The 14,909-nt window shown below is 63.6% G+C and carries 16 protein-coding genes and 1 tRNA gene; 11 read left to right on the forward strand and 6 right to left on the reverse strand.

Features of this window, described 5'->3' with window-relative positions; translation table 11 throughout:
* Nucleotides 1–41: 41 nt before the first annotated feature.
* Nucleotides 42–791, reverse strand: coding sequence for a sulfite exporter TauE/SafE family protein (locus ACODSK_RS08920; RefSeq protein ID WP_489015437.1), 750 nt, complete (start codon nucleotides 789–791; stop codon nucleotides 42–44).
* A gap of 111 nt (nucleotides 792–902) precedes the next feature.
* Between ACODSK_RS08920 and ACODSK_RS08925 the strand changes: the two genes are divergently transcribed.
* The 3 genes from ACODSK_RS08925 to ACODSK_RS08935 all read left to right on the forward strand — a co-directional run bounded on the left by ACODSK_RS08925 (nucleotide 903) and on the right by ACODSK_RS08935 (nucleotide 2,962).
* Entirely contained in the window at nucleotides 903–1,865 is a 963-nt protein-coding gene (locus ACODSK_RS08925) for a LysR family transcriptional regulator (RefSeq protein ID WP_489015438.1), read from the forward strand.
* Nucleotides 1,866–1,912: 47 nt separating this feature from the next.
* On the forward strand, nucleotides 1,913–2,374 hold the full coding sequence (locus ACODSK_RS08930; protein WP_489015439.1) for a MarR family winged helix-turn-helix transcriptional regulator: 462 nt from the start codon (nucleotides 1,913–1,915) through the stop codon (nucleotides 2,372–2,374).
* 168 nt (nucleotides 2,375–2,542) lie between these two features.
* Nucleotides 2,543–2,962 carry an organic hydroperoxide resistance protein gene (locus tag ACODSK_RS08935; RefSeq protein ID WP_489015441.1) on the forward strand — a complete coding sequence of 140 codons (420 nt, stop codon included), beginning with the start codon at nucleotides 2,543–2,545 and terminating at the stop codon, nucleotides 2,960–2,962.
* Nucleotides 2,963–3,023: 61 nt separating this feature from the next.
* Here ACODSK_RS08935 and efp read toward each other — a convergent pair whose 3' ends face one another.
* On the reverse strand, nucleotides 3,024–3,593 hold the full coding sequence (efp, locus tag ACODSK_RS08940; RefSeq protein ID WP_008092676.1) for an elongation factor P: 570 nt from the start codon (nucleotides 3,591–3,593) through the stop codon (nucleotides 3,024–3,026).
* 48 nt (nucleotides 3,594–3,641) lie between these two features.
* Nucleotides 3,642–4,760, reverse strand: coding sequence for an elongation factor P maturation arginine rhamnosyltransferase EarP (earP, locus tag ACODSK_RS08945; protein WP_489015442.1), 1,119 nt, complete (start codon nucleotides 4,758–4,760; stop codon nucleotides 3,642–3,644).
* A 112-nt stretch (nucleotides 4,761–4,872) separates the two neighbouring features.
* On the opposite strand from earP, the gene ACODSK_RS08950 reads away from it, so the two are divergent.
* A complete protein-coding gene (locus ACODSK_RS08950; RefSeq protein WP_489015443.1) occupies nucleotides 4,873–5,301 on the forward strand; it encodes a hypothetical protein in 429 nt (142 codons plus the stop codon).
* Nucleotides 5,279–5,785 (forward strand): GreA/GreB family elongation factor, encoded by a 507-nt coding sequence (locus ACODSK_RS08955; RefSeq protein ID WP_489015444.1) that lies wholly within the window; start codon nucleotides 5,279–5,281, stop codon nucleotides 5,783–5,785. Before ACODSK_RS08950 ends, ACODSK_RS08955 begins: the two co-directional genes overlap by 23 nt.
* A gap of 119 nt (nucleotides 5,786–5,904) precedes the next feature.
* Here the strand turns inward: ACODSK_RS08955 and ACODSK_RS08960 are convergent, their stop codons facing one another.
* Nucleotides 5,905–6,831, reverse strand: coding sequence for a LysR family transcriptional regulator (locus ACODSK_RS08960; RefSeq protein ID WP_489015445.1), 927 nt, complete (start codon nucleotides 6,829–6,831; stop codon nucleotides 5,905–5,907).
* 125 nt (nucleotides 6,832–6,956) lie between these two features.
* Between ACODSK_RS08960 and ACODSK_RS08965 the strand changes: the two genes are divergently transcribed.
* Nucleotides 6,957–7,706 carry a 3-oxoacyl-ACP reductase family protein gene (locus ACODSK_RS08965; RefSeq protein ID WP_489015446.1) on the forward strand — a complete coding sequence of 250 codons (750 nt, stop codon included), beginning with the start codon at nucleotides 6,957–6,959 and terminating at the stop codon, nucleotides 7,704–7,706.
* Between the two features lies 1 nt (nucleotide 7,707).
* On the opposite strand, the gene ACODSK_RS08970 is transcribed toward ACODSK_RS08965, so the two are convergent.
* On the reverse strand, nucleotides 7,708–8,586 hold the full coding sequence (locus ACODSK_RS08970; protein ID WP_489015447.1) for a LysR family transcriptional regulator: 879 nt from the start codon (nucleotides 8,584–8,586) through the stop codon (nucleotides 7,708–7,710).
* 97 nt (nucleotides 8,587–8,683) lie between these two features.
* On the opposite strand from ACODSK_RS08970, the gene ACODSK_RS08975 reads away from it, so the two are divergent.
* From ACODSK_RS08975 to ACODSK_RS08985, 3 genes are all read left to right on the forward strand, one after another.
* Complete coding sequence (locus tag ACODSK_RS08975) at nucleotides 8,684–9,871, forward strand: MFS transporter (protein WP_489015448.1); 1,188 nt, start codon at nucleotides 8,684–8,686, stop codon at nucleotides 9,869–9,871.
* Between the two features lie 97 nt (nucleotides 9,872–9,968).
* Nucleotides 9,969–10,355, forward strand: a complete 387-nt coding sequence (locus ACODSK_RS08980) for a hypothetical protein (RefSeq protein WP_489015449.1) — start codon at nucleotides 9,969–9,971, stop codon at nucleotides 10,353–10,355.
* A gap of 225 nt (nucleotides 10,356–10,580) precedes the next feature.
* Nucleotides 10,581–12,734, forward strand: a complete 2,154-nt coding sequence (locus ACODSK_RS08985) for a TonB-dependent siderophore receptor (protein WP_489015450.1) — start codon at nucleotides 10,581–10,583, stop codon at nucleotides 12,732–12,734.
* 186 nt (nucleotides 12,735–12,920) lie between these two features.
* Here ACODSK_RS08985 and ACODSK_RS08990 read toward each other — a convergent pair.
* A tRNA-Ser gene (locus ACODSK_RS08990) sits at nucleotides 12,921–13,010 on the reverse strand.
* A gap of 317 nt (nucleotides 13,011–13,327) precedes the next feature.
* On the opposite strand from ACODSK_RS08990, the gene ACODSK_RS08995 reads away from it, so the two are divergent.
* Both ACODSK_RS08995 and ACODSK_RS09000 read left to right on the forward strand, forming a co-directional pair.
* On the forward strand, nucleotides 13,328–14,017 hold the full coding sequence (locus tag ACODSK_RS08995; protein ID WP_489015451.1) for a crotonase/enoyl-CoA hydratase family protein: 690 nt from the start codon (nucleotides 13,328–13,330) through the stop codon (nucleotides 14,015–14,017).
* A 116-nt stretch (nucleotides 14,018–14,133) separates the two neighbouring features.
* Nucleotides 14,134–14,856 (forward strand): lysophospholipid acyltransferase family protein, encoded by a 723-nt coding sequence (locus tag ACODSK_RS09000; RefSeq protein ID WP_489015452.1) that lies wholly within the window; start codon nucleotides 14,134–14,136, stop codon nucleotides 14,854–14,856.
* Nucleotides 14,857–14,909 lie beyond the last annotated feature (53 nt).

The raw sequence follows: 14,909 nt of genomic DNA on the forward strand, positions 1-14,909 counted from the left end.
ACCAGCCCACTACAGTAGCCCCGGCGAACCGAGGCGGCGAGTCAGATCTTGAACGCCAGCATCAGCGCGCAGACCACCAGGAAACCGCAGAACAGCGAACGCAGCACCTTCTCCGGCATGGCATGAGCCAGTTTCACGCCCCAACTGATGCTCAGCAGGCCACCAACCGCCAGCGGGATACCCATCGACCACTGCACATGCTGGTGCAGACCGTAGGTGGCCAGGGTCACCGCCGTGCTCGGCAGGGCCAGGGCCAGGGACAGCCCCTGGGCAACCACCTGGGTGGTACCGAACACGCTGGTCAGCACCGGCGTCGCGACCACCGCACCGCCCACGCCGAACAGCCCACCCATCACCCCGGAGAAACTGCCGAGGACACCCAGCCAAGGCCATGGATGACGCAACTCGCTGGAGGGCGGCGAGGTGCGCATGAACATCCGGATAACGTTCCAGGCCGCCAGGGCCACGAGAAACGCGACGAAACCGATACGCATCGCCCGCGCATCCACGCCCACCGCCCACAGCGAACCGAGCCAGGCGAAGACAAAACCGGCGACTGCCAGCGGCACCGCATGGCGCGCCTCGATGCGGTTGCGCTGGTGATAACGCCACAGCGCCAGCATCACGTTGGGCACCACCATCACCAGGGCCGTACCCTGGGCCAGTTGCTGGTCCAGGCCAAACAGCACACCCAGCGCCGGAATCGCGATCAGGCCACCACCAATGCCGAACAAACCACCCACAGTACCCAGGGCCGCGCCCAGAACGATATACATCAACCACTCGATCATGCCGGCCTCACCCGCTGTTCAATGGCAAGCATGCTACCGATCCGCTGCTAGCGGGGAAACGCATAGCAACGCACAATGGCTTTGCCAAATTCGCACAAGCAAACGATCACCATGAACCCTGACGCCCTGACCGAACAGCTCAAGCTGTTTCTCGATGTGCTTGAAACCGGCAGCTTCTCCGCCGCCTCCCGGCGCCATCCGCTGACGCCCTCGGCGGTGGCACGACGCATCGACACCCTGGAAAACGCCGTGGGCAGCCGCCTGTTCGCGCGCAGTACCCATGCGGTACGCCCGACCCCGGCCGGCAATGCCTTTGCCGAGCGGGCCCGGCGCATCGTCGAAGAACTGCGCCTGGCGCGGGCCGAAGCGGTGTCCCTGAGCAATGCCCCGGAGGGCCTGATCCGCATCGACGCCCCGGCGGCCTTTGGTCGACGTCACCTGGCGCCAGCCATCGCCGATTTCCTGGTGGCCTATCCCGGCCTTGACGTGCAGTTGCGCCTGATCGACAGCTTCGTCGACATGCACGGTGCCCACCTTGGCGAGGTCGACCTGGTGCTGCGCGCCGGCCCCCTCGCCGATACCCGCCTGGTCGCCACACCCCTCGCCTACATGGTGCGCATCGCCTGCGCCAGCCCGGCCTACCTGCGTCAGCGCGGGGTACCGGCCAGCCCTGCCGAACTCACCGATCACGACGGACTGGACTGGGACGGCCTTGCTCCGCCCTTCGCCTGGCGCTTCGACGTGGATGGGCAGATGCGCCTGTTCCGTCCGTCACGCATGCGCATGACCGCCAACAACGCCGAGACCCTGCTGTTCGGTGCACTTGCCGGCCTGGGTATCGCCCACTTGCCGACCTGGCTGATCAGCGAGTACCTGCTGCGCGGCGAATTGCTCCCGCTGTTCTGCGAGAGCGGCCTGCCCGCCGCCGAGACCAGTGGCGTCTATGCATTGCGTCTCGAACATGAAACGAACTCTCGCAGCCGTTTGCTGCTCGAATTCCTCAAGAGCCGTTTTAGCCCCGTGCCGCCCTGGGATCTTGCCCTGCAGAGCGAACTGAGCTGGCAATCGCGCTAAAAACTTGCGTGCTAACATTCAAGGGTCTGACGAATACAAGGATCTGCATGAACGCCGATACCCAAGCCCCCGAACGTTGCGACGAGCTGCTCCTGGATAACCAGGTGTGCTTCGCCCTGCATTCCACCTCATTGCTGATGACCAAGGTCTACAAGCCCTTGCTGCAGGCCCTCGGCCTGACTTATCCACAGTACCTGGCGATGCTTGTCCTGTGGGAACAGGACGCCCTCACGGTCGGAGAAATCAGCCAGCGTCTGCTCACCGATCCCGGCTCATTGACCCCCCTGCTCAAGCGCCTGGAAGCCGAAGGCCTGCTCAAGCGCACCCGTAGCCGCGAGGATGAACGGGTGGTGATCGTCGAACTCACCGATGCCGGTCGTGAGTTGCAGCAGCAGGCGCGCACGATTCCGCATTGCATCCTCGGCGCCAGCGGTCAATCGCTGGAGCGCTTGCAGCAGTTGCAACAGCAATTGCTGGAACTGCGCGAGCAACTGCAAAAAAGCCTCTGACGGCTCTGTAACGGGGCTTTTGGCGACTCAGCCAGCCCCGATGCAGGGCTCGACGGAGAAAAATCCGAAAATTTATCTTGCGCACTAAATATTTGTGAACTAACTTTATCCCCGTACCCAGCAGGCGCCCCCGGTGCCCAACTCTTATCAAGGTTCGAGGACAACTCCATGAAAGCGCTCTACATCGCAACCGTAACTTCCACCGGTGGCCGCGACGGCCGTGCCATTTCCAACGACGGCATCCTTGACGTGAAGCTGGCCACCCCGAAAGAACTCGGTGGTGCCGGTGGCGCAGCGACCAACCCGGAACAACTGTTCGCCGCTGGCTACTCGGCCTGCTTTATCGGCGCCCTGAAATTCGTTGCCGCCCAGAGCAAGCGTCAACTGCCAGGCGAAACCGCGATCACCGCCGAAGTCGGTATCGGCCAGATCGAAGGTGGCTTCGGTCTCGATATCGATCTGCGCATCAGCCTGCCGGGTCTTGACCAGGCCGACGCCCAGGCCCTGGTGGACGCAGCGCACAAGGTCTGCCCGTACTCCAACGCCACCCGTGGCAACGTCGATGTCCGCCTGCACGTAAGCGTCTGAGTTTTCCACAGGCATAAAAAAACCCGGCCAAGGCCGGGTTTTTCATGTCATTCAAGAAGTCTTACTTCTTGGAACGACCTTTGAAGCTGTTGTCGCGAGTGTCGATATCGATCCACTCGTCGATCTGGATGAAGTCGGCAACCTGGATCTCGGTACCGTTCTTCAGCTTGGCAGGCTTCATGACCTTGCCGGAGGTGTCGCCACGAGCAGCGTTCTCGGTGTAGACGACCTGACGGCTGATGGTGGTCGGCAGCTCTACGGAAACCAGACGGCCTTCGAAGAAGACGGCTTCGCAGATGTCTTCCATGCCTTCTTCGATGTACGGCAGAACGGCGTCGATGTCTTCGGCGTTCAGTTCGTACATGGTGTAGTCGGAGGTGTCCATGAAGGTGTAGGAGTCACCGCTGATGAACGACAGGGTCGCTTCTTTGCGATCCAGGATCACGTCGTCCAGCTTGTCGTCCGCACCGTATACGGTTTCGGTCTTGTAGCCGGTCAGCAGGTTCTTCAGCTTGGTTTTCATGATCGCGCTGTTACGGCCCGATTTGGTGAACTCAGCTTTCTGAACCAGCCACGGGTCGTTGTCGATCCGCAGTACGGTACCGGGTTTCAGCTCTTTACCAGTTTTCATTACGAAGTATCCGAATCTGGATGGATTTATAAAAATCGAGGCCGCGTATCATATCCAATTTCGGTAAAACTGCACCAGCGCCGTGGCAAGGTCCGGCCGAGCGGCCTGTTGCGCACACCAGTACCGGGCGTGAGCGGCCAGTTCGTCCCAGTGCGGCAACAGCTGTTTCCACGCCTGGCCCATGTCGCGATCCATGTTCCAGGCTCGCCACAGCTCCACCAGCGCTGCGGCACCGGCCGCAGACAGGCCCTGGGTATAGCGCTCGAGAAAGGCTTCGAGTTTTTCCCAGTGGGCGTACTCCTCCTGCACGTAGATATGCCACAGCAGCGGCTGCCCGGCCCATTGCGCACGAACGAAGGAGTCTTCGCCGCGCACCGCGTTGAAATCGCAGCTCCACAACAGGCGGTCGTAATCGTCCTGGGACACGAAGGGCAGGACCTGCACGGTCAACGCACCACGCCTGTGGATATCTCCCACGGCAAGGTTATCCACAGCCAGCCAGGTTTTCACATCCGTGAGAATCCGCCCTTCCGGCACCAGCACATGGGTCGGCCGCACCTCTTCGGCCAGGGCATCGAACCAACTGCCCAGTCCGGGATTCTCGTAGGCAAACAGCGAAATCAGGCGGGCATCGGGCTGAGGAATAATGTGCAAACTACTCAGGAACGCCTCGCGATCGAACGCCTCGCGCCGCGCCAGCAGTCCGGCCTCGCGCAACAACCCGCCAGTGCGCTCGGTGAAGCCGGGGAAGAAAAACACCTTGCGCAGGCCATTGGCCTGGGGCGACGGCAGGCCGTGACAGCCTTCGACCCAGTCCTCGGCGCTGAGGTAGTCGAGGTTCAGCCACAGCGCCGGGGTCGGGCGGGCGGCCATCGCCTCGACATAGGACGGCGGCAACTGGCAAGCGAAGGCGCCGATGACCACGTCGGCCACTGCAACCGGTTGCCACTCGGCCTGCCAGCGATAGACCTCGACCCCTTCGCGCACCTGGCTCGACAGGTTGTGATCCGCCTCCGGACACAAGCGCTCGAAGGCCGTCAGGTCATCCACCCACAGCCGCACCGCCAGCCCGTGTTCGGCCACCAGTTGCCGGGCCAGGCGCCAGGTCACGCCGATATCCCCGTAGTTGTCGACGACGCAGCAGAAGATATCCCAGGTCGGTTTCATGGCAGGCCCTCTTGCGCCGCGAACAAATAATCGTCGATTGTCCGGGTTATCGGGCCCTGACAAAAGATCCGTCGTGCGACAATCCCGTCCCTGTCCTGGCCAGGAGGCTGTCATGTCCTACCGAACCCATCGTCGTCTACTCAAGGTTTCTCCGAAAATCCTGCCCTTGGTCCTGGGCGTGGCCCTTGGCCTGTGGTTGGGCTTCGTCGCCATCGGCCTGACGGTCTGGGGCGTCTGGCAGTTCGTGCCGGAGGTTCGTCAACCGGTCACGGCAGTGATCAGCCAGCCGCTGACACCCCCTGCTCCGCCACAAGCTCCAGCCGCCCGACGTCCGGGCGCCCAGGAACAGTCGCCGGAACAGAACCAGATGTTCGAGCAATACCAGCAGTCGTTGCAGACCCGCCAGGTCGAGGACGCCATCGACAGTGCCGAGCAGAATCTGCACAACCTGTCCAACCCCAAGTGCCAGTTCTGGCTGCAACAGAACCGCACTGCACCTACCGAGAAAAGCCGGGCCAATGTCCTTGAATTCTGCCGCTGAACCGAACAAGCACGACCTGCTGCAGGCCATCGTCGAACGCCTGGCCATCGACCTGGACATGATCCAGCGCGCCGCCCAGACCGCCTATGAAGCCGCGACTGCCGAAGAGAACATCGCCGAAAACAAGTACGACACCCTGAGCCTGGAAGCCTCCTACCTGGCGACCGGACAGGCCCGACGCATGGAGGAAATCCGTCAGGCACGGGCGGCCTACCTGCAACTGACACTGCGCGACTACGACAGCGAACGTGGCATCCAGGTCAGCAACCTGGTGTTGCTGGAGGATGAGAACGGGCGCCGCCAGCGGCTGTTTCTCGGGCCGGAAGCGGCGGGGCTGAAGATCGGTTCGGGAGATGGGCTGGTGACGGTGATCACGCCGCGGTCGCCCTTGGGGCAGCAGTTGCTCGGCAAGTTCGAAGGGGATGAGCTGGATCTGGTGGTGGGCAATGGGCGTCAGGTACTGGCGGTGATTGCTGTCAGCTAGTCGTTGCTTTCTCTGGCCTCATCGCTGGCAAGCCAGCTCCCACAGGTTTCAGCGTATGCAGTCCTTGTGGGAGCTGGCTTGCCAGCGATGAGGCCAGAAAAAACACAACAAATCCTAAATCAGCCCAGTGCATCGAACTGCCTGGCCAACCCCAGCACCTCGAACCGTTCCAGCACAAAATCCACGAACGCCCGGGTCTTCCCCGGCAACAAGCGGTGCTGCGCGTAATACAGCGAAATATTGCCGTCATCCACATACCAGTCCGGCAACACCCGCACCAGGCTGCCGCGCTGCAGATAAGGCACGGCGAACGGCATGCTCACCAATGCCACGCCCAGGCCCTGCTCCGCCGCCGCGCAGGCCGCTTCGGAATCGCTCATGGTCATGCGCTGACGCAGGCTCAACGGGCTTTGCTCCCGGGAGCGGCTGGTCAGCGGCCAGGAACGCACCCGCCCGGTCTGCGGCGAACGAATCAGGATGCCGTCGGCCTTGGCCAGGTCCTCCGGGCAGTGCACCTCGCCACACGCCTCCAGATAGCCGGCCGATGCCACCAGGATCCGGTGCGCCGGCGCCAGCTTGCGCGCCACCACGCCGGGCGGTAGTTCGAAGCCGCCACCGATCGCCGCGTCGAAGCCTTGGGCAATCAGATCCACCTGACGGTTATCGAAGTGCCAGTCCGGCATGATCGCCGGATAACGCCGCAGGAAATCGCCCAACAGCGGCAGGATGTACAACCGCCCGAACACCGTGCCCATGCTGACCTTCAGGGTGCCCGCCGGCTGCCCTTCGGCGCTGGCCAGGTTGGTCACCGCATGCTGGATGGTCTGGAAACTGTCGCGTACTTCGCCAAGAAAACGCTGCCCGGCCTCGGTCAAGGTCAGGCTGCGGGTACTACGCTGGAACAGGCGCACGCCCAGCCGCGCCTCCAGCCCGGCGACATTCTTGCCCACCGCCGCCGGCGTCAGGCTCAGGCGCCGCGCTGCTTCGGCGAAGCTGCCGACTTCGGCGCTGCGAATGAAGCATTCGATACTGCTGAAAGTTTCCATCCGGGATTCCATACCAAGAGTTTATTCAGACTATAGCGATTACCGGCTTATCGAGTGGTAATCACCGGCAGATACTCGACTCCATTCACAAGGCATCCAGCCTTGTTCATTCAGGAGCTATCGCAATGTCGATTCAACAGAACCTCAGCGGCAAAGTGGCACTGGTCCAGGGCGGCTCGCGCGGTATCGGCGCGGCCATCGTCAAGCGCCTTGCCGAACAGGGGGCCGCCGTGGCCTTCACCTACGTCAGTTCGCAAGCAACCGCCACCCAACTGCAGGACGAAATCCGCGGCAACGGCGGCCGGGCCCTGGCCATCCAGGCCGACAGCGCCGACGCGGCAGCCGTGCAGCAGGCAGTGGATCTGACGGCCGAGCAGTTCGGCGGCCTGGACATCCTGGTCAACAACGCCGGCGTGCTGGCCATCGGTGATGTCGCCGAGTTCAGCCTGGAAGATTTCGATCGCACCCTGGCCGTCAACGTGCGCAGCGTCTTCGTCGCCAGCCAGGCTGCGGTGCGCCATATGGGCCAGGGCGGGCGGATCATCAACATCGGCAGCACCAACGCCGAGCGCATGCCCTTTGCCGGTGGCGCCACCTATGCCATGAGCAAGTCGGCGCTGGTCGGCCTGACCCGTGGCCTGGCCCGCGACCTGGGCCCCCGCGGCATCACCATCAACAACGTGCAGCCCGGCCCGGTCGACACCGATATGAACCCGGCCGACAGCGAATTTGCCGACAGCCTGATGGGACTGATGGCGGTCGGACGCTATGGCCATGTCGAGGAGATCGCCAGCTTCGTCGCCTACCTGGCCGGCCCCGAGGCGGCCTACATCACCGGCGCCAGCCTGACCATCGATGGTGGCTTCGCCGCCTGACTCAACGCGCCGCCAGATGCCGCTCCAGCAACTGGATAAAGGCACTGGCGGCCGGCGTCGGGGTTTTCGACCAGATCGCGTACAAGTGACGCACCGGTGCATCACTCACCGGCACCACCCTGACCCGCTGGAAAGCAGCGGCGACCCGCTCCGCCACCAGGCCCACCGCCAGTCCGCGCTGGACGAACTTTTCGATCAGGTTGGTGGTGCCCACCTCGAACTGCACCCGATGCCGCAGGCCAGCGGTGGCGAAGGCTTCGTCGGTCTGCCGGCGGGCCCCGGTACCGGCCTGGAAATCCACCAGCGGCTGGTCCTCCAGTTGCGCCAGCGACAGGCGCCTGTGGATAACCAACGGATGCTCCCGGGGCAACACCGCCACCAGTTCCTCCTTGGCCAGCAGGCGATGCTCGACACCGTCCAGCGCCTCCCCCGGCCAGACGCCGATAAAGGCCACATCCAGGCGTCGTTCGCGAACATCGCCGATCATCAGCTCGCTCTTGCCCATCAGCCAGCGGATATCCACCTTGGGGTATTCACGGTGAAATCCGGCCAGCAGGTCGACCAGGTCCAGTTCGGTCAGCGAACTGATCTCGCCGATGGACAACCGCCCGCGCACCTCGCCGGTAGCCGCCGCCACCTCGTCGGCAATGCGCCGCGCCGCGTCCAGCGCGATCCGCGCATTGGGTACGAAGGCCTCGCCTGCCGTGGTCAGCCGGACCCAGCGCGAACTGCGCTCGAACAACGGCGTGCCAAGCTGCTCTTCCAGCCGGGCAATCTGATGGCTCAAGGCCGACTGCACGACATGGCAGCGCTGGGCGGCACGGGTGAAGCTGCCGGTCTCGGCAACGGCCAGGGCGTATTCGATCTGCTTCAGATTCATTTATCCATCTGCTTTCGAGATTGATCCGATGAAAACTATGCGTTGGCGTCATGCTAGCCCATTTCTTCATAATCACGGCTCTTGAAAGGAGACAACCATGACTGCCACGCCTGTCCTGAGCCGCGCCCTGATCCTGCTGATGGCCACCGCCACCGGCCTCGCGGTGGCCAGCAACTATTACGCGCAACCGCTGCTGCACAGCATCGCCGAGCACTTCGGCCTGAGCACCGCCAGCGCCGGCTGCATCGTCATCGCTGCACAGCTCAGCTACGGGGCGGGACTTTTCTTCCTCGCACCACTGGGCGATCTGTTCGAACAACGCCGCCTGATCGTCAGCATGATCGGAATCGCCACCCTTGGCCTGCTGATCAGCGCCTTTTCCCCCAGCCTGCCCTGGCTGTTGCTGGGCACCACCTTGACCGGCCTGTTCTCGGTGGTGGCCCAGGTCCTGGTGCCGATGGGCGCCGGACTCAGCGACCCGAGCGAACGCGGGCGAGTGGTCGGCACGCTGATGAGCGGGCTGCTGCTGGGTATCCTCCTGGCACGCACCGCGGCCGGCTTCATGGCCACCCTCGGCGACTGGCGCAGCATCTACCTGCTGGCGGCTGCGCTGATGGCCCTCAGCGCCATCGCCCTGTACCGCGCCCTGCCCCAGCGCCATCAACACGCCGGGCTGGCCTATCCGGCCCTGATCGGCTCGGTGTTCCGGCTATTTGCCGAAGAACCGGTGCTGCGTCTTCGCTCGTTGCTCGGGGCGATTTCCTTCTGCCTGTTCGCCTTGTTCTGGACGCCCCTGGCGTTTCTCCTGAAGGCCGAGCCCTACCACTATTCCGACGGCGTGATCGGACTCTTCGGATTGGCCGGCGCGGCCGGTGCCCTGGCCGCCAACTGGGGCGGACGCCTGGCCGACAAAGGCAAGGGCGCCCAAGGCACCACGGTCGGCCTGCTGGTGCAATTGCTGTCCTGGATACCTCTGGCCTTCGCCCCGACCTCACTGGCGGCTCTACTGGCCGGCGTACTGCTGCTTGACCTGGCGGTGCAACTGGTCCACGTCAGCAATCAGAACGCGGTGATCACCCTGCGTCCGGAAGCGCGCAACCGGCTGAATGCCGGCTATATCACCTGCTACTTCATCGGCGGCGCCAGTGGCTCCTTGCTCGGTACCCAGTTGTTCCAGGCCTGGGGCTGGAACGGCATCGTCATTGCCGGGCTCGGCATCGGCACACTCAGCCTGCTGATCTGGTGGCTGGCGGGTCGCAAGGTAATGCAGATCAGAACTGTCTGACAGACGTCCTACCCTCCGTCGCCTGGCGATTGACTTGGGGGTATCCGGAGGGCTGAGTAGGCGCTGGTCAATAGCCCTCTCAACCTGGATTACCCCTATGACAAGACTCACGGTTCAGTCCGGCGATTTCTTGCAAGGTGAAGGCGAGTACCGCAATGGATCGCTCACACTCAAGACCGCCGCGAGCCCCTCACCGGGCGAAAAAATCGCACTCTCGCGCATCAAGGACATGAAGGTCGCCAACCAGGAAACCAGCCGCAACCTGGGCAGCGCCCTCGGCTGGGGCGTTGCCGGCTGCCTGATGGCCGGCCCGCTGGGCCTGCTCGCCGGGCTCTGGCTCGGCAGCAAGGACGAGGAAATCACCTTCCTCGCCACCTTCAAGGATGGCCGCAAGCTGCTGGCGGTTACCGACGGCAAGACCTGGTCGAAGCTGGACGGCACCTGGCGCCGCCGCACCCAGCCGCAACAAGCAAAGAAATCCTGAATCTGCGCCATCCACGTTCGTTATTCCTGTAGGCAAGATCACGGCAAATCGGGGCACCGCAGCGCGGTCGCCCCTGCTAAGATGGCGCCCGCGCTCCGGCGCCCTCTGGCGCAATGCCAGTACCCCTTCGCCCGTGCCTTTCTCTCGCCGTACCGGGTCTTCAGCCAATGGCAGCTCCGAACACTAACGGTGCGCCCGCTGCGGGCCCCCAAGGAGTTTTGCCGCATGTCCTTGCAACGCCCCCGCCTGCCGCTCAGCCTGCTCACCGTCGGTCTGGCCCTGAGCTCCCCGTACGCCCTTGCCGAAGACAGCGTCGTCCTCGATCCGGTGAAAGTGTCCGACACCTGGAGCGATGGCTATCAGCCGCGCCAGGCACAGGTCGCCGGTTTCTCCTCGGCGCCGCTGCTGGATACGCCGGCCTCGGTGTCGGTGTTCACCGAACAGCTGCTGCAGGATCGCCAGGTGCGACTGCTCAGCGAGGTACTGCAAAGCGATGCCTCGGTGGGCGAGTCCTACGCGCCGATCGGTTACTACGAGAACTTCAATGTGCGCGGCTTCAGCCTGGACGCGGCGCATAGCTACAAGATCAACGGCCAGACCATCACCGGCGAGCAGAACGTGGCGCTGGAGAACAAGCAGCAAGTGGAACTGCTCAAGGGCCTGTCCGGCTTGCAGAGCGGCGTGTCCGAGCCAGGCGGGGTGATCAACTACGTCACCAAGCGCCCGGAAGACGTGCGCTCGGTGACGGTGTCCAGCAACGAACAGGGCGAGCGCTATATCGCCACCGATCTCGGCGGCTGGTTCGGCAGCGAGCGTCAGTTCGGCCTGCGTGCCAACCTGGCGCACGAGGATATCCGCAGCTATGTCGACCACGCCGATGGCAAGCGTGATTTCGCGTCCCTGGCCTTCGATTGGCAGATGAGCCCGAATGCGCTGCTGCAACTGGACGTCGAGTACCAGACCCGCGAGCAGTATTCGGTGCCGGGCTATCAACTGCTGGGCAATGCCAGCCTGCCCCACGGCATCGATCCGAAGGACCGTCTGGCCTGGCAGGACTGGGCCAAACCGGTGAAAAGCGACTCCCTAAATCTTGGCGGGCGCTTCGAATACCGCTTCAACGATGCCTGGACCGGTGCGCTGAGTGCTTCGCGCAGCCGGGTGGTGATCGATGACTACAGTTCGTTTGCCTGGGGGTGCTATGGCGCGGCCAGTTGCCCCGGGCTGGGCAACAGCTTCAGTCCCGACGGCGACTACGACATCTATGACTACCGCAGCCCGGATGACACCCGTCGCACCGACGAGGCCCAGGCCAGCCTGACCGGGCGCTTCGATGCCCTGGGCGTAAACCATGAGCTGACCCTCGGCACCAGCGCACAGCGGCGCACCGTCGATCAGCGACCGACCTTCAACGAGTGGGTCGGCACCGGCAACATCTATCAGCCGACCCCGGCATTCGATCCGGCACCCGGCACGCCGGGCCATACCGAGCGCCGCCTGGACAGCCGCCAGTACGGCCTGTTCTTCAGCGACCGCATCAGCTTCAACGAGCAATGGCAGACGGTGCTCGGCGCCCGCGAAGTGCGCCTGGACGAGGAAGCATTCGGCGAAGACGGCGCCTCCCGCCGGCATACCCGGCAGTACGAGCTGCTGCCCAATGCGGCGCTGATCTACAAGCCGCGTCCGGACACTTCGATCTACGCCAGCTACAGCAAGGGCCTGTCCTCCGGCGGTGCCGCACCGTGGTTCGCCCTGAACAACCAGGACATCCTCGCCCCGACCACCTCGCACCAGATCGAGCTGGGCATCAAGCGCGACTGGCAGCGCATGAGCTTCAGCGCCGCGCTGTTCCAGCTGCGTCAGGCCTACCAGTACGCCCAGCCTGATGGCGCCGGCAATTTCACCTACGTGCAGCAGGGCCAGCAGAAGAACATCGGCCTGGAACTGGGCGCCAGCGGCTGGGTCACCTCGGACCTGCAGATCAACGCCAGTGTCGCGGCCACTCGCGCCCGGGTCGAAGACAGCGGTACCGACGCCTACGACGATCACCAGGCGCTCAACGTCCCGCGCCTGCGCGCGGCATTGCAGGCCGACTACAGCATTCCCGGCGTACCGGGCCTGGCCCTGCTCGGCGGCATGCGCTACAGCGCCAGCAAGTACGCCAACCAGGAAGGTACGGTGGAGGTCGGCGGCTATACCGTGTTCGACCTGGGCAGCCGCTATCGGACGCGGATCGCCGGGTATGAGACGGTGCTGCGCCTGACGGTGGATAACGTCTTCGACAAGCGCTACTGGCGCGATGTGGGGGATTACCTGGGAGACAACTACCTGTTCCAGGGTGCACCGCGCACGGCCCGGGTTTCGGCTTCGGTCAGTTTCTGAGGTTTGTGGGGCTCTTTCGGGCCCCATCGCCGGCAACGCCGGCTCCCACATGTTTCGCGGCGCACGCAGATCTTTGTGGGAGCCGGCGTTGCCGGCGATGAGGCCGGGATGAGCAATGCAATGCTCAGGAATGCAAAAAGCCCCCGGAAACTCATCGTTTCCAGGGGCTTTTCGGTACATCGAAAGTGGCGGTGAAGAAGGGATTCGAACCCTTGATACAGTTTCCTGTATACACACTTTCCAGGCGTGCTCCTTCAACCGCTCGGACACTTCACCGGATCTCTTCAAGCAGTTCAGCCTGTCGAGGCGCGCTAATTTAGTCGAAACCTTTTCACTTGGCAAAGGTTTTTTTCAGAATTTTCAAATATTTATGCCGAGCCCCGGAAAACCATGGAGCGGCATGGCAATTTGGCCAATCCGTGGACTGCTTTGTCGGGCTTTTCCTACCCCATCCCGCCGGACAAGGACTGCGGGCAACACGGTGACCGGGTGGTCAGTCATCGTGCTTTACCTGACCGCAACGGCTGGGTAACGTCTTGCCACTTCTCCTGCCCTTCGCCCGAACCCCCTTCGCCAAAACAAGGAACCCCGTCATGAGTGAGCTGATTACCTACCACCTCGACGATGGCATCGCGACCCTGACCCTGAACAACGGCAAGGTCAACGCCATCTCGCCCGATGTGATCGCCGCCTTCAACGCTGCGCTGGACCGCGCCCGGGAAGACCGCGCAGTGGTCATCATCACCGGCCAGCCGGGGATTCTGTCCGGCGGCTACGACCTCAAGGTCATGACCTCCAGCCCGCAGGCGGCAATGGCATTGGTGACCGCCGGCTCGACCCTGGCCCGGCGCCTGCTGTCCCATCCGTTCCCGGTGATCGTCGCCTGCCCCGGCCACGCCGTGGCCAAAGGTGCTTTCCTGTTGCTGTCGGCCGATTACCGCATCGGCGTCGAAGGTCCGTTCAGCATCGGTCTTAACGAAGTGCAGATCGGCATGACCATGCACCACGCCGGCATCGAACTGGCCCGCGACCGCCTGAGCCGCGCCGCCTTCCCCCGCTCGGTGATCAATGGCGAGATGTTCGACCCGGCCAGCGCCATCGATGCCGGTTTCCTCGACAAGGTGGTGCCCGCCGAGCAACTGGCCGCAACCGCCCTGGCAGCGGCGCAACAACTGAAGAAGATCAATATGCTCGCGCACAAGAACACCAAGCTGAAGGTGCGCAAGGCCCTGCTGGAAACCCTCGACGACGCGATCATCCGCGATCAGGAACACTTCGCCTGACCCCTCGGCCGGACACCGCGGTGTCCGGCCTTTCGCAATACTTCTCCAAACAGTCCGTTTGCCGCCGTCGGTGCACACCCGTACACTGCCTCGCGTTTTGTCGAGTGAGTCGTACGATGCTCTTTCTTCCGCGCATGCTCCTGCTGGCTATCCACTTCATCCTGGTCGGCCTGATCGGCCTGGTCATCGGCCTGTGTCGTCCGTTCAACCCGGACAACAGCCGCCTCTATGCCCGCCTCTATGCCTGGCCGTCGAGCTGGCTGCTACGTCTCGATATCAAGGCCGAAGTCGGTCCGCTGTTCGACCAGCCACCCGGCTGCGTGATCATCGCCAACCACCAGTCCAACTTCGACCTGTTCGTCCTCGGCCATGTGGTGCCGCCGCGCACCGTGTGCATCGGCAAGAAGAGCCTCGGCTGGATTCCGCTGTTCGGCCAGCTGTTCTGGCTGGGCGGCAACGTGCTGGTCGACCGCGGCAATGCCTGGCAGGCCCGCCGCGCCCTGCAGACCACCACCCGGACCCTGCAGGAAAAGGACACCTCGATCTGGATCTTCCCGGAAGGCACGCGCAATCCCGACGATCAACTGAAGACATTCAAGAAAGGCGCCTTCCATATGGCCATCGATGCCGGCGTGCCCATCGTCCCGGTATGCGCCAGCCGCTACACCAGCGGCCTGAACCTGAACGGCTGGCGTCGTACCCGGGTTGTGATCCGCTCGCTGCCGCCGATCCCCACCGCCGGCCTGACCCAGCAGGACATCCCGGCCCTGATGGAACAATGCCGCCAGCAGATGCAGGCGTGCATCGACCTGCTCGATCGCGAAGCCGGACGCCGTTGAGCAGTTGCCGTTTCGCCGAGGTCAGACCAAGCTGTCTGACACGTCGAACGGAG

Source organism: Pseudomonas sp. FG98 (assembly GCF_057808595.1).

Coding starts and splice junctions, on each gene's coding strand:
- earP (WP_489015442.1), bottom strand. CDS start 4,760: ATGAAACCGACCTGGGATATCTTCTGCTGCGTCGTCGACAACTACGGG.
- ACODSK_RS08970 (WP_489015447.1), bottom strand. CDS start 8,586: ATGAATCTGAAGCAGATCGAATACGCCCTGGCCGTTGCCGAGACCGGC.
- efp (WP_008092676.1), bottom strand. CDS start 3,593: ATGAAAACTGGTAAAGAGCTGAAACCCGGTACCGTACTGCGGATCGAC.
- ACODSK_RS08955 (WP_489015444.1), top strand. CDS start 5,279: ATGTCCTTGAATTCTGCCGCTGAACCGAACAAGCACGACCTGCTGCAG.
- ACODSK_RS08995 (WP_489015451.1), top strand. CDS start 13,328: ATGAGTGAGCTGATTACCTACCACCTCGACGATGGCATCGCGACCCTG.
- ACODSK_RS08975 (WP_489015448.1), top strand. CDS start 8,684: ATGACTGCCACGCCTGTCCTGAGCCGCGCCCTGATCCTGCTGATGGCC.
- ACODSK_RS08930 (WP_489015439.1), top strand. CDS start 1,913: ATGAACGCCGATACCCAAGCCCCCGAACGTTGCGACGAGCTGCTCCTG.
- ACODSK_RS08950 (WP_489015443.1), top strand. CDS start 4,873: ATGTCCTACCGAACCCATCGTCGTCTACTCAAGGTTTCTCCGAAAATC.
- ACODSK_RS08935 (WP_489015441.1), top strand. CDS start 2,543: ATGAAAGCGCTCTACATCGCAACCGTAACTTCCACCGGTGGCCGCGAC.
- ACODSK_RS08960 (WP_489015445.1), bottom strand. CDS start 6,831: ATGGAAACTTTCAGCAGTATCGAATGCTTCATTCGCAGCGCCGAAGTC.
- ACODSK_RS08965 (WP_489015446.1), top strand. CDS start 6,957: ATGTCGATTCAACAGAACCTCAGCGGCAAAGTGGCACTGGTCCAGGGC.
- ACODSK_RS08980 (WP_489015449.1), top strand. CDS start 9,969: ATGACAAGACTCACGGTTCAGTCCGGCGATTTCTTGCAAGGTGAAGGC.
- ACODSK_RS08985 (WP_489015450.1), top strand. CDS start 10,581: ATGTCCTTGCAACGCCCCCGCCTGCCGCTCAGCCTGCTCACCGTCGGT.
- ACODSK_RS09000 (WP_489015452.1), top strand. CDS start 14,134: ATGCTCTTTCTTCCGCGCATGCTCCTGCTGGCTATCCACTTCATCCTG.
- ACODSK_RS08925 (WP_489015438.1), top strand. CDS start 903: ATGAACCCTGACGCCCTGACCGAACAGCTCAAGCTGTTTCTCGATGTG.
- ACODSK_RS08920 (WP_489015437.1), bottom strand. CDS start 791: ATGATCGAGTGGTTGATGTATATCGTTCTGGGCGCGGCCCTGGGTACT.